Genomic DNA, 12,575 nt, shown 5'->3' with positions numbered 1-12,575 from the left:
CTACCCCGATATCCGGATGCCGGGGTTGTTGCCCCAGAACAACAGCGTCAGCACCATGTCGGCGGCGACCACGGTCACGATGCTGGCCCGGATGGCCCGCCCCGAGGCCCGCCCGACGCCTTCGGGACCACCGCTGGCGTAGTAGCCCTGATAGCAGTGGATGGCGATGATCAGCGTCACGAAAATGGCCGCCTTGACGACCGAGAACACCACGTCCGACGGCTGGATGAACGAGTCGAAATAGTGGTAGTAGGTGCCCGACGACTGCCCGTGCAGCACGTTGACCACCGTCGCGCACGACACGTAGCTCAGCGCCAGCGTCACCACGTAGAGCGGAACGATGGTGATCATCCCGGCGATCACCCGGGTCGTGACCACGAACGGGATCGACTGAATGCCAAGGGCTTCCAGCGCGTCGATCTCCTCCGAGATCCGCATGGCGCCGATCTCGGCGGTCATGCGGCACCCGGCCTGGGCGGCGAAGCCGATCCCCGCGATCATCGGGGCCATCTCCCGGGTGTTCGCGTAGGCGGAGACGAACCCGGTCAGCGGGCCCATCCCGACCATGTCGAGGGCGCCGTATCCTTCGACCCCCACCGAACCACCGACCGCCGCGCCCATGAACACCAGCACGCCGATGGTTCCGCCACCGACGATGATCGAGCCGTTCCCCCAGATCATGTCGACCAGCAGCACCCCGGTCTGGTGCCGGTAACGCTTCAGCGTGTGCGGAATCGCGCCGAGCACCTGCGACAGAAAGGTGACCTGGTGGCCGAGGCGCTGGATCAGCGAGTCACCCCGGTCGGCGACCCATCGCGAGGCCCGCAGGGGCGTGGGCACGTAGCGTGCCGGTACCGCCATCCGGGCCATCAGCCCACCCTCAGCGGCATGGACATCGACAGCCCCTGGGTGATCAGCAGGTTGAGAACGAACACCGCGACGATGCCGATGACGACGGAGGCGTTGACCGCGTCGGCGACCCCGCGCGCGCCGCCCTTGGCCTCCAGGCCGCGCTGACAGGCGACGAGGATCACGACGACGCCGAAAAGCCAGGTCTTGAGGACGGCGACCACGACGTCGTTGACGCTGGCGAAGGACGCGAAGGACGCGATGTAGCTACCCGGAGTGCCGGACTGGAAGCCCACGTTGATCGCGTAGCCGGCCGCCAGCCCCATGAAGATGATGAAGGAGCACAGCACCGGCGCCACGATGACGATGGCCGCCAGCCGGGGTGTGACCAGCCGCTGCACCGGGTTGATGCCCATGACGCGCAGCGCGTCGACCTCTTCGCGGATGGTGCGGGCGCCCAGATCGGTGGCCACCGCCGAACCGGCCGCACCGCCCAGCAGCAGGGCGGCCACCACCGGCGCACCCTGCCGGATCACCCCGAGGCCGCCGGCCGCGCCCGACACCGACGAGGCGCCGACCTGCTGGATGAAGTTGCCCACCTGCACCGCCACAATGACCCCGAACGGGATGGACACCAGTAACGCGGGTATCGCCGTGACGCTGATGATGAACCAGGCCTGGTTGACGGTGTCCCGCCAGGGGTGGCGCAACTTGACCAGATCCGTGAGCAGGTACCTGAAGGACTGGGCGGCCAGGTCGAAGAACCGGCCCAGGGTCTGCAATGAGGAGTCGAGCTGCCGGGCGACGTACCGGAACGGTTTGCCCAGCGTCGCGCCGGCTCGGCCGCCGGTCGGCGCCTCCGCGACGGCGGGGGGATCGTCGGGGCGATCGGCGGGCGCGCCGGGCGCCGCGACGACGGGACTCGCGACGTCCGCGCCGTTCGTGATGGTGCCAGGGTCGGCGTCGACGCAGGCGAGTCCGTCGCCTGCGGTCTCAGTCGGTGGTTCAGCCGCTGTCGCGTTGTATACAGCGGTCAACGGCGGGTCCCTCCTTAATCGCTGCTACGGGTTCTCAGCCAATCAAAGATTGGGAGCTTGGTCGACGTGCGTTCAATAGTGGCACCGAGGGCGTGCGTTCTATCCAGAAGCAGTTGAGTGTGACGTACGCCACAATCCGTAGGATTGCGCGCCATGGGCGGCGGCGGTCCTGGCCTGTGGATAAAGCCGCGATTGCGGCCCGGCCCAGGATGGGCGTCGCGCCCCGGCGCCGGCGTCGTTCCTGGCGGGATGGCCGCTTGACGTGCCAGTATGAACCAAGACAGAGCCGCAACGGCGTATGCAACCGGTCGGGTGGTGCCCATGCCCGTTATGAAGTCCGGTATCGACAAGCCGACCGGGCGCGTGGTTGCCCTGATCGTCCTCTTGATCCTTGTCGCCGCCGCCCTCCGAGGCTACTTCCCGGCTCAGGGCCATGCGCCGCGCGGCGAAGCGGGCGGCGGCCGGGCGGCGCTGCTCTTCGTCGTCGCGGCCCTGAGCGGGACGCTCGCGCTGCTGGCGATCGCCGTCATCGCGCGGTTGCGGGACCCGCGCGCGGCGGCACCGAAGCAGGCGGACCTGTCCGACCTGCTCGGCACCGGCAAGGGCCGGCCGAGCTGGCGCGTGCTGCTGATCGGGCTGGCGCTGATCGCGGCCTGGCTGCTGATCGTGACCCTGCTGGTCCGCTATCTGGCGCCGCACGACGCCAACCCCGCGGCTCCCACCGCCCAAGTCCCCGCCGCGCGGCCGTCGTCGGCGCCCCCGAGCGGTGCGGCGAACCAGCCGCACCCGGCCAACGGTTCGGGGGACATGTTCGGCGTTCTGCTTGCCGGCACGATCCCGATGATGCTGGTGATCGTCGCCGGGTCGCTGATCATGGCGAGGCGGCGCTGGCGCGCGCCCAGACCGGTCATCGTGGCCGACGATCGCCCCGCGTCGCCGGCCCCGGAGCCCCGTTCGGAGTCGCTGGCCCGCGCGGCCGAAGTCGGACTGGCCGAGATCGGCGACCTCAACCGCGAACCCCGCGAGGCGATCATCGCGTGCTACGCCGCGATGGAACGCGAGCTCGCCCGGGTGCCCGGGGCCGCCCCCCAGGACTTCGACACGCCGACCGAGGTGCTGGTCCGCGCCGTCGAACACCATGCGCTGCACGCCGATAACGCCGAACGGCTGGTCAACCTGTTCGAGGAGGCGCGTTTCTCCCCGCACGTGATGAACGAGGGGCATCGCGAGGTGGCGGTCAGCGTCCTGCGGCTGGTGCTGGCGGAGCTGCGGAGCCCGGTATGAAAAGGCTTATCGCCCTGGGTGTTTGCCTCGTCGTGGGGATAGAGCTGCTGGCGCTGACGCTGCACGGGCACCGGTTCCTGTTGGCCGCCTCGGGAGTCGCCCTGGCTCTCGTGCTGCTCAATGTCCGTCGTTACGTGGGGCGCGGCACCGAACCGGATGCCGAGCCGGACTACGACCAGCTGGGGGATTCGTTGCGGCGCTGGCTTTCCACCACCGAGACGACGATCCGGCGGTCGGACTCCACCCGGGCGGACTGGGACCGGCATCTGCGTCCCATGCTCGCGCGACGCTACGAAATGGCGACGGGGCACAAGCAATCCAAGGATCCCACGGCCTATCACGCAAGCGGCCGAATGCTTTTCGGCGCGGAATTGTGGGAATGGGTCAACCCGAACAACGTCGCGCGCACGGGTGACCGGGAACCCGGACCCGGCCGCGGAGTGCTGGAAGAGATTCTGCGAAGGTTGGAGCAAATATGACGCTGCCGGTCGCGACCACCACCGCACGCTGCGAGGCGGTCCTCGACGAGATCGAACGCGTGGTGGTGGGGAAGCGCTCGGCGCTGACGCTCATCCTGACCGCGGTCCTCGCGCGCGGCCACGTGCTCATCGAGGACCTGCCCGGCCTCGGCAAGACGCTGATCGCCCGGTCCTTCGCCGCCGCACTGGGGCTCCGATTCACCCGAGTGCAGTTCACCCCGGACCTGCTGCCCGCCGACCTGCTCGGCTCGACGATCTATGACATGCAGTCCGGCAACTTCGCGTTCCGGTCCGGACCAATTTTCACCAACCTGCTGCTGGCGGACGAGATCAATCGCACGCCGCCGAAGACGCAGGCGGCCCTGCTGGAGGCGATGGCCGAGGGGCAGGTGAGCATCGACGGCGAAACCCACAAGCTGCCAACGCCGTTCATCGTCCTGGCGACCGACAATCCGATCGAGTACGAGGGCACGTACCCGTTGCCCGAGGCGCAGCTGGATCGGTTCGCGATCCGGCTGGAGCTGCGATACCTCTCGGAGCGCGACGAGACGTCGATGCTGCGCCGCCGCCTCGACCGCGGGTCGGCCGAGCCGACGGTCAACCAGGTGGTGGACGGGCACGATCTGCTCGCGATGCGCGAGTCGGTCGAGCAGGTGACGGTGCACGAGGACGTGCTGCACTATGTGGTGTCGCTGGCGACCGCGACGCGGCACCACCCGCAGGTCGCGGTGGGCGCCAGCCCGCGCGCCGAACTCGACCTCGTTCAGCTCGCGCGCGCCCGGGCGTTGTTGCTCGGCCGCGACTATGTGATCCCTGAGGACGTCAAGGCGCTCGCCGTCGCGGCCGTCGCGCATCGCATCACCCTGCGGCCCGAGATGTGGGTGCGCAAGATTCAGGGCGCCGACGTCGTCGCGGAGTTGTTGCGGCGCTTGCCGGTGCCGCGAACCAGCGGGGGCCAGGGCTGATATCCGGTGGACACCCAAGTCGAGTTTCGTTGGCGTGCATCGCCATTGGCCCGGTCGATCGCGACCTGCGCCGGGTTTGCGCTGGCCGCCGCCGTGGTCGGCGGGCGGTGGCAGCTGCTTGCCTTCGCGGCGCCGCTGCTCGGCGTGCTGTGTTCCATCAGCTGGCAACCCCCGGTGCCGAAGATCCGGGTGCACGGAAAACCCGTTTCGCAGCGATGCTTCGAAAACGAGCAGGCGCGGCTGCGGGTGTGGTTGACGGAAGACGGCGACGCCGGGCCCTCGGCGGTGGAGCTGACGGTGCGGCCCGCCGCGGGCATGCAACTCGAGGCGCTCGATTCCGAGTCCCGGCACGCGAAAACCGTTGTGGCCACCGCACAGCGCTGGGGCCGCTACCCCGTCCGGGCGCGCGTCGAGGTGCTCGCGCGGGGCGGGTTGCTGACGGGCACGGGTACGGTCGACGCCGCCGACGTCATCGTTTTCCCGCTGACGCCTCCGCAGTCGACGCCGATCCCGCAGATCGAGTTGCTCGACCGGCTGGGCGCGCACCTGACCCGGCACATCGGCCCGGGTGTCGAGTACGCCGACATCCGGCCCTACGTGCCCGGTGACCAACTGCGCGCGGTGAACTGGCCGGTGAGCGCGCGCCGGCGCCAGCTGCACGTGACGCAGCGATTGACCGATCGCGCCGCCGACGTGGTGGTGCTGATCGACACGTATCGGCAGCCCGCGGGCCCGGCGACCGAGGCCACCGAACGCGTCGTGCGCGGCGCCGCGCAGGTGGTGCAGACCGCGCTGCGGCACGGCGATCGCGCCGGGATCGTCGCCCTGGGCGGCAACCGCCCACGCTGGCTGGGCGCCGACATCGGGCAGCGCCAGTTCTACCGGGTGCTCGACACCGTGCTCGGCGCCGGCGACCGGTTCGAAAACACCACCGGCACACTGGCTCCCCGCGCGGCGGTTCCCGTGGGCGCGATCGTCATCGCGTTCTCCACGTTGCTTGACACGGAGTTCGCGTTGGCGCTGATCGACCTGCGCAAGCGCGGCCACGTCGTGATCGCCGTCGACATCCTCGACAGCTCCCCCTTCGAAAGCCAGCAGGATCCGCTGATCGATCGGATGTGGGCGCTGCAGCGCTCGGCCATGTATCGCGACATGGCGACGGTCGGCGTGGACATCGTGGCGTGGCGGGGGGACAGCACGCTGGATCAGTCGATGGCCGTCCTGCCCGACCGCCGACATCGCGTGCGGGGACGGCTGCGAGCATGAAGTGGATCGCGCTGGTCGTCTCGACCGTTTTCGGTGCGCTGATGGTGGGGCTGGCCGCCACCGGTTCGCACGGGCCGGCGGTTGCCGCGGGGGCGGCCGCGTTGATCGCGGTGGGTGTGTCCGTGGTTTTCCGTCCGGCGGCGACGATCGCCGTGCTGGCATCGGTGGCGACGATCCTGGCGTCGGACCCCTCGCTGGTCTTGGCCGCCTGGTCCGGGCTGTGCGCCCTCGCCTACCTGGTGTGCCGGCACGCGGTCGGGACGCCCGCCGGCGGCGTCATGTGGAGCTGGCCGACCGCCCTTGCGGCCGTGGGGTTTACGTTCGCGGGCCTGGTCGCGACGTCGTTCCCGCTGCAGTTGCCGTGGCTGCCGCTCGCCGCGCCGGTGGGGGTGCTGGCGATCTACGTCCTGGCCACCCGCCCATTCGTGAGCTGACTCAGTGCAGCAGCTGGGCCGCCTGATCGGCCAGGTCGAGCAGCGGCTGCGGGAAGATCCCCAAAAGGATTGTGACCGCGGCGCATACCGCGATCGCGATCTTGCTCAGGATGCCGGGTGTCACGACGTTCGGGGTGTCGTCGGTCGCTTCGGTGAAGAACATCGACACGATGACGCGCACGTAGAAGTAGGCGGCGACACCGCTGGCGACGACGCCGATGATGACCAGGGGCACCGCGCCGCCCTGGGCGGCGGACTTGAACACCGCGAGCTTGCTGACGAATCCACTCGTCAGGGGGATGCCGGCGAAGGCCAACAGGAACATCGAAAACATCACGCCCACAATGGGGGAGCGCTGCCCGAGCCCGGCCCAGTGGGAAATCTTGGCGTCTTCGACGCCGTCGGCATCGCGGATCAGGCTCACGATCGCGAACGCGCCCACGGTGCTGAAGCTGTAGGCGACCAGATAGAACAGCGTGGCGGACAGCCCCGCGGTGTTGTCGGCGATCACGCCCGTGAGGATGAAGCCCACGTGCGCGACCGAGGAATAGGCCAGCATCCGCTTGACGTCGGTCTGGTTCACCGCCGTGACGGTGCCCACGGCCATGGTCAGGATCGCGATCGCCCACAGCACGGGGCGCCACTCGTGGTGCAGCGGGGGCAGCGCGACGTAGACCACCCGGAGCAGCGCGCCGAACGCCGCCACCTTGGTGGCCGCCGCCATGAACCCGGTGATCGGGGTGGGCGCGCCTTGGTAGACGTCGGGGATCCAGGAGTGGAACGGGACCGCGCCCACCTTGAACAGCAGGCCGACCGACAGCAGCGCGACGCCGGTCAGCGCCATCGAGCTATCACCATGGGCGGCAAGGGCATCCCGGATCCCGGGCAGCAGCAGCGTACCCGTCGCGCCGTAGAGCAACGCGACGCCGTAGAGGAAGAACGCCGAGGAGAACGCCCCCAGCAGGAAGTACTTCATCGACGCTTCCTGGGACAGCAGGCGGCGATGACGGGCCAGCCCGCACATCAGGTACAGGGGCAGCGACAGGACTTCCAGCGCGACGAACATCGTCAGCAGGTCGTTGGAGGCGGGGAACACCATCATGCCGCCGACGGACAGCATCACCAGCGGGAAGAGTTCTGTCTGCGCGGCCCCGGCCCGCTCGGCCTCGCGCTCGGCCTCGCAGCCGGGAACCGCGGACGCCTGCGGCGTAAAGGAATCCAGCCCGCCCGACCCGACGGCATTGTTGGCGCCCACGGCGACCTTGGCGTCCGCCTTGGCCTGGGCCCGTTCGCCGATGAAGATGACCGCCAGCACCGCGACCAGCAGCACGGTGCCCTGCAGGTACAGCGTCGGCCGGTCGATGGCCACCGCGCCCAGCACCGCGGCCCGGCCGGACGAGGGGATCGACTCGGCGACTTCCACGTCCGCGACGAGCGCCGCGACCAGGCCGCCGAGGGCCAGCGTCATCTGGGTGGCGTAGCGAATCCGCCTGGGCACGAAGGCCTCGACCAGCATGCCGACGACCGCGACGGAAAAGACGATGAGCATCGGGCACAGCAGGAAGTACTCGACGCTGGGGGTGGGCAGGGTCATCGGTGCGGTCCTTCGGCAGTCCGGGGCGGCACGCTCGGCGCTGGGTCATGCTGGCCGATGGTGGTCATGGTGTTCTCGACGGCGGGATTGATGATGTCGAGCACCGGCTTGGGATAGACGCCCAGCACGAACAGCAGCGCGAGCAACGGTGCCATCACGACCAATTCGCGCGCCCGCAGGTCGGTGATCCGGTCGTTGTCCTCCGCCACCGGCCCCGTCATCACCCGCTGGTAGAGCCACAGCATGTAGATGGCCGCGAGCACCAGGGCGGTCACCCCGAAGGCGCCGGCCAGCCAGTACCGGTTGAAAGTGCCCAGCAGGACCAGGAATTCGCTGACGAAGGGCGCCAGCCCGGGCAGCGACAGGGTGGCCATGGCCGAAACCAGGAAGGTGCCGGCCAGGATTGGTGCCACCTTCTGGACGCCGCCGTAGTCGGCGATCGACCGGCTGCCGCGCCGCGTCACCAGGAATCCGGCGATCAGGAAGACTGCGGCGGTGGAGATGCCGTGGTTGAGCATGTACAGCGTCGACCCGCTCTGCCCCTGGCTGGTCATGACGAAGATGCCGGCGATGATGAACCCGAAGTGTGAGATCGAGGTGTAGGCGATCAGGCGCATCATGTCGGCCTGGCCGATCGCCACGACCGCGCCGTAGATCACGCCGATGATCGCCAGCGTCACGATCGCCGGACGGAAATACGTTGAGGCGCCGGGGAACAGCTGCAGGCAGTAGCGCAGCATGCCGAAGGTGCCGACCTTGTCCATCACGGCCGTGATCAGGACGGCCGTCGCCGGGGTGGCCTCGACGCAGGCGTCGGGCAGCCAGCGATGGAGCGGCCACAGCGGGGCCTTGATCGCGAACGCGAACATGAAGCCGAGGAACAGCGCCTTGAACACCGCGGGATCGACGCCGGCGAAGCGGCCTGACGCGACACCCGCCACGATGTCACGGAAATCGAACGTGCCCGAGCCGTGCTGGGCGGTCACCACATACAAACCGATCACGGCCGCCAGCATGATCAGGCCGCCGAACAGGTTGTACAGCAAGAACTTCACCGCCGCGCGCGACCGGCCGGGACCCGGCCCGAAGCCGCCGATCAGGAAGTACATCGGCACCAGCATGGCCTCGAAGAACACGTAGAACAGCAGCACGTCCAGCGCGACCACCGAGATCAGCACCATCGACTCGATGGCCAGCGTCAGCGCGACATAGGCGTGCACGCCACGGTTATTTTCCTGGGTGCCCTTGTCGCCGTCGTTCCACCCCGCGACCTGCAGCACCGGGATCAGCACCGCGGTCAGCAGCACCAGCACCACCGCGATGCCGTCCACGCCGAGGGAGTAGCCCGCGCCGAACGCCGGTATCCACTTGTGGCTTTCGACGAACTGGTAGGCGGGGCCGCCGGCCTTGAAGCCGACGGTGACCACGATCGCCACCGCCAGCGTCAGCACGCCGACCACCAGGCCGGTCCACTTGGCCAGCTGCCGCAGCCCCGGCGGCAGCAGGATGATCAGCAGGGAGCCGGCCAGCGGCAACAGCCACAGGACGCTCAGCCACGGCACGTTACTCACCACACCCTCACCGCCAGGATCAGCGCGGCCACCAGCACGGCGCCCGCCAGCATCGACAACGCGTAGTTGCGGGCAAAGCCGGTTTGGAAGCGCCGCAGGCCGTTTGACGTCCGGCTCACCAGCGCCGCCAGGGCGTTGACCGAGCCGTCGACGCCCGCGTTGTCGACTTCGACCAGTGCGTCGGTCAGCTGCGCGCCGGGGCGCATGAACACCTCCTCGTTGAACGCGTCGCCGTAGAGGTCGGCGCGCGCGGCGGTCGTGAGCGCCGAAACCCGCACGGGCGCGACCCGCGGGATGGGCGCGGTGGCGTACATGCGGTAGGCCACCGCGATGCCGACGGCGACGACGCCCAACGCCAGGGCGGTGCTGACCCAGACGGGCATGGCGTGGGTCACTTCCTCGTGGGCCCCGACAACCGGCTCGAGCCAGTGCCGCATGGTGCCCCGCCAGGCCAGCAGGCCGCCGGAGAACACCGAGCCCACGGCGAGCAGGATCATCGGCCATGCCATCACTGCGGGCGCCTCGTGCGGATGGGCGCCTGGGGCCCAACGCTTTTCGCCGAAGAACGTCATCAACATGACCCGGGTCATGTAGAACGCGGTGACGCCGGCGCCCACCATCGCGGCCCCGCCCAGCACGTAGCCCCGGGTGCCGCCGGCGCCCAGCGCCGCCTCGATGATGGCGTCCTTGGAGAAGAAGCCCGCGAACGGGGGCACGCCGATGATCGCCAGGTATCCCAGCCCGAACGTGGCGAAGGTGACCGGCAGGGCCTTGCGCAGGCCGCCGTAGCGGCGCATGTCCTGTTCCTCGTGCATCGCGTGGATGATCGACCCCGACCCGAGGAACAGGCCGGCCTTGAAGAAACCGTGGGTGAGCAAGTGCATGATCGCGAAGGCGTAGCCGGCCGGGCCGAGGCCGGCGGCCAGCACCATGTAGCCGATCTGGCTCATCGTCGATGCGGCCAGGGCGCGCTTGATGTCGTCCTTGGCGCAGCCGATGAACGCCCCGAACAGCAGGGTGACGGCGCCGACGATGACTACGCCCAGTTGCGCGCCGGGCGAGAGGTTGTAGAGCGGGTTGGACCGCACGATCAGGTACACGCCGGCGGTCACCATGGTGGCGGCGTGGATCAGCGCGGACACCGGCGTCGGGCCCTCCATCGCGTCGCCCAGCCAGGCCTGCAGCGGAACCTGCGCGGACTTGGCGCAGGCGCCCAGCAGCAACAGCAGCCCCATCGCGGTCAACGCGCCGCGCGGGGCGGCGGGCGCACCGGCGAACACCCCGGCGTACGACAGCGTGCCGAAAGTGCTGAACATCAAGAACATTCCGACCGCCAGCCCGGCGTCGCCCACGCGGTTCATGACGAACGCCTTCTTGGCCGCGGTGGCGGCCGACGGCTTGTGGTACCAGAAACCGATGAGCAGGTAGGAGGCCAGGCCGACGCCCTCCCAGCCGACGTAGAGCACCAGGTAGTTGTCGGCGACCACCAGCAGCAGCATCGAGGCCAGGAACAGGTTGAGGTAGCCGAAAAACCGGCGGCGGTCCGGGTCCTCGGCCATGTAGCCGACCGAGTAGATGTGGATCAGCGATCCGACGCCGGTGATCAGCAGCACGAAGCACATCGACAACTGGTCGATCTGCAGCCCGAGGTCGACCTGGAGCTGCCCGACGGGGATCCAGGTGAACAGCTTCTGGTGGATGGTGCGATCGGCCTCGCCGCGGCCCAGCATGTCGGCGAGCAGTGTGGCACCCACCCCGAACGCCGCGAGCGCGGTGGCGCAGCCCAGCAGGTGGCCCCACGCGTCGGTGAGCCTGCCCCCGAACAACAAGATCGCGGCACCCGCCAACGGCAACGCCACCAGCAGCCAGGTGTAGTCAGTCATCTCGGCGTTCTTTTAGCCTTTGAGTAGGTTCGCGTCGTCCACCGACGCGGATTTGCGGGCACGGAAAATCGTCATGATGATGGCCAGGCCGACGACGACCTCGCAGGCGGCCACGACCATGGTGAAGAACGCGATCATCTGGCCGTCGAGGTGGCCGTGCATACGCGCGAACGTGACGAACGCCAGGTTGACGGCGTTGAGCATCAGCTCCACGCACATGAACATCACGATGGCGTTGCGGCGCAACAGCACGCCCGAGGCCCCGATGGTGAACAGCAGGGCCGAAAGGTAAAGGTAGTTGGCCGGATTCACGACGCACCGCCCCTGACCGCTTCGGCGGACCGGACGTCTCCGCCGTCCGCGCCGCGGATCTTCAGGATGGGCGAGACCGACAGCTCCGAGTACGAGCCGTCGGGCAGCAGCGCGGCGACGTCGACCGCGTTCTGGCGCGCGTAGACGCCCGGGTTCGGCAGCGGGGTGGGGCGCCCGCCGGCCCGGAAGCGTTCTTCGGAAAGCTCACGCTGGGTCTTGCGCCGCTCGAAACGCTCGCGGTGCGCCAGCACCATCGCGCCGACGGCCGCGGTGATCAGCAGGGCGCTGGTCAGCTCGAAGGCCCAGAGGTAACGCGAAAAGATCAGGGCGGCCAGGCCTTCCACGTTGCCGTTGGCGTTGGCGGTGGTGAGTCCGACAAAACCACCGGTCGCCACGTTGCCGATGCCGGCCAGCAGCAGGACGCCGAACCCGACGCCGGTCAGCAGGGCCGCGACGCGCTGGCCGCGCAGCGTCTCCTTCAGTGACTCCGCGCTGTCCACACCGATGAGCATCAGAACGAACAGGAACAGCATCATCACCGCGCCGGTATACACCACCACCTGAACGACGCCGAGGAACAGCGCGTCCTGGATCATGTAGAACACCGCCAGGATGATCATGGTCATCGCCAAGAACATCGCCGAGTACACGGCGTTGACGGCGAGCACCACGCCGAGCGCGCCGATCAGCGCCACCGCACCCAGCACCCAGAATGTGACCGCCTCGCCGGTGGAGGTGCGAACGATGGTCTCGGAGGCGAGGTTCGAGGCGAGCGTTGCGATCATCTTGTGTCCCCGGCGTTCTCGCGCTGGCGTAACCCCTGCGCGGTCACGTTGCCCTGGTAGTAGTCCTTGTCGGTGGCGCCCTCCGCCCGGGGGTGCGGCGGCGCGAGCATGTCCTG

Annotated in this window: 12 protein-coding genes and 1 pseudogene; 5 read left to right on the top strand and 8 right to left on the bottom strand. The window is 68.9% G+C overall.

Annotated features, from left to right (window positions below; all coding sequences use genetic code 11):
- Together A5655_RS22630 and A5655_RS22625 are read right to left on the bottom strand one after the other, a co-directional pair.
- The gene (locus tag A5655_RS22630) at positions 1–861 is read right to left on the bottom strand and encodes an ABC transporter permease (protein WP_067014061.1); all 861 of its coding nucleotides are present in this window, start codon (positions 859–861) and stop codon (positions 1–3) included.
- Between the two features lie 8 nt (positions 862–869).
- Complete coding sequence (locus A5655_RS22625; RefSeq protein ID WP_082978829.1) at positions 870–1,796, bottom strand: ABC transporter permease; 927 nt, start codon at positions 1,794–1,796, stop codon at positions 870–872.
- Positions 1,797–2,207: 411 nt separating this feature from the next.
- Between A5655_RS22625 and A5655_RS22620 the strand changes: the two genes are divergently transcribed.
- Genes A5655_RS22620 through A5655_RS22600 form a run of 5 tightly spaced genes read left to right on the top strand, consistent with a single transcriptional unit; the run spans position 2,208 to position 6,314 of the window.
- Positions 2,208–3,170 (top strand): DUF4129 domain-containing protein, encoded by a 963-nt coding sequence (locus tag A5655_RS22620; RefSeq protein ID WP_197508776.1) that lies wholly within the window; start codon positions 2,208–2,210, stop codon positions 3,168–3,170.
- Entirely contained in the window at positions 3,167–3,649 is a 483-nt protein-coding gene (locus tag A5655_RS22615) for a hypothetical protein (RefSeq protein ID WP_067013951.1), read from the top strand. Before A5655_RS22620 ends, A5655_RS22615 begins: the two co-directional genes overlap by 4 nt.
- Complete coding sequence (locus A5655_RS22610; protein WP_067013949.1) at positions 3,646–4,614, top strand: MoxR family ATPase; 969 nt, start codon at positions 3,646–3,648, stop codon at positions 4,612–4,614. The genes A5655_RS22615 and A5655_RS22610 overlap by 4 nt, the downstream gene beginning before the upstream one ends.
- 6 nt (positions 4,615–4,620) lie before the next feature.
- Entirely contained in the window at positions 4,621–5,880 is a 1,260-nt protein-coding gene (locus A5655_RS22605; RefSeq protein WP_067013947.1) for a DUF58 domain-containing protein, read from the top strand.
- Positions 5,877–6,314 (top strand): hypothetical protein, encoded by a 438-nt coding sequence (locus A5655_RS22600; protein WP_067013945.1) that lies wholly within the window; start codon positions 5,877–5,879, stop codon positions 6,312–6,314. The genes A5655_RS22605 and A5655_RS22600 overlap by 4 nt, the downstream gene beginning before the upstream one ends.
- A 1-nt stretch (position 6,315) precedes the next feature.
- On the opposite strand, the gene nuoN is transcribed toward A5655_RS22600, so the two are convergent.
- The 6 genes and pseudogenes from nuoN to A5655_RS22570 form a co-directional block, all read right to left on the bottom strand.
- Positions 6,316–7,908: an NADH-quinone oxidoreductase subunit NuoN gene (gene nuoN / locus A5655_RS22595; protein ID WP_067013943.1), complete on the bottom strand. Its 1,593-nt coding sequence runs from the start codon at positions 7,906–7,908 to the stop codon at positions 6,316–6,318.
- Positions 7,905–9,479: an NADH-quinone oxidoreductase subunit M gene (locus tag A5655_RS22590; protein WP_197508775.1), complete on the bottom strand. Its 1,575-nt coding sequence runs from the start codon at positions 9,477–9,479 to the stop codon at positions 7,905–7,907. Before A5655_RS22590 ends, nuoN begins: the two co-directional genes overlap by 4 nt.
- Positions 9,476–11,362: an NADH-quinone oxidoreductase subunit L gene (nuoL, locus tag A5655_RS22585; protein WP_067013939.1), complete on the bottom strand. Its 1,887-nt coding sequence runs from the start codon at positions 11,360–11,362 to the stop codon at positions 9,476–9,478. Before nuoL ends, A5655_RS22590 begins: the two co-directional genes overlap by 4 nt.
- A 12-nt stretch (positions 11,363–11,374) precedes the next feature.
- Positions 11,375–11,674 (bottom strand): NADH-quinone oxidoreductase subunit NuoK, encoded by a 300-nt coding sequence (gene nuoK / locus A5655_RS22580; protein WP_007168303.1) that lies wholly within the window; start codon positions 11,672–11,674, stop codon positions 11,375–11,377.
- Positions 11,671–12,459 carry an NADH-quinone oxidoreductase subunit J gene (locus A5655_RS22575; RefSeq protein WP_067013937.1) on the bottom strand — a complete coding sequence of 263 codons (789 nt, stop codon included), beginning with the start codon at positions 12,457–12,459 and terminating at the stop codon, positions 11,671–11,673. Before A5655_RS22575 ends, nuoK begins: the two co-directional genes overlap by 4 nt.
- Positions 12,456–12,575 (bottom strand): annotated as a pseudogene (locus A5655_RS22570) (NADH-quinone oxidoreductase subunit I); the annotation flags it as partial. The pseudogene A5655_RS22570 and the gene A5655_RS22575, both read right to left, overlap by 4 nt.

Source organism: Mycobacterium sp. 1081908.1 (genome assembly GCF_001673535.1).
In the GTDB taxonomy this organism is placed as follows: Bacteria; Actinomycetota; Actinomycetes; order Mycobacteriales; family Mycobacteriaceae; genus Mycobacterium.
The sequence above is the reverse complement of the archived record's forward strand: the minus strand, read 5'-3'. Positions and strand labels throughout refer to the sequence as shown.

Coding starts and splice junctions, on each gene's coding strand:
- A5655_RS22630 (WP_067014061.1), bottom strand. CDS start 861: ATGGCGGTACCGGCACGCTACGTGCCCACGCCCCTGCGGGCCTCGCGA.
- A5655_RS22620 (WP_197508776.1), top strand. CDS start 2,208: ATGCCCGTTATGAAGTCCGGTATCGACAAGCCGACCGGGCGCGTGGTT.
- A5655_RS22615 (WP_067013951.1), top strand. CDS start 3,167: ATGAAAAGGCTTATCGCCCTGGGTGTTTGCCTCGTCGTGGGGATAGAG.
- A5655_RS22610 (WP_067013949.1), top strand. CDS start 3,646: ATGACGCTGCCGGTCGCGACCACCACCGCACGCTGCGAGGCGGTCCTC.
- A5655_RS22600 (WP_067013945.1), top strand. CDS start 5,877: ATGAAGTGGATCGCGCTGGTCGTCTCGACCGTTTTCGGTGCGCTGATG.
- nuoN (WP_067013943.1), bottom strand. CDS start 7,908: ATGACCCTGCCCACCCCCAGCGTCGAGTACTTCCTGCTGTGCCCGATG.
- nuoL (WP_067013939.1), bottom strand. CDS start 11,362: ATGACTGACTACACCTGGCTGCTGGTGGCGTTGCCGTTGGCGGGTGCC.
- A5655_RS22575 (WP_067013937.1), bottom strand. CDS start 12,459: ATGATCGCAACGCTCGCCTCGAACCTCGCCTCCGAGACCATCGTTCGC.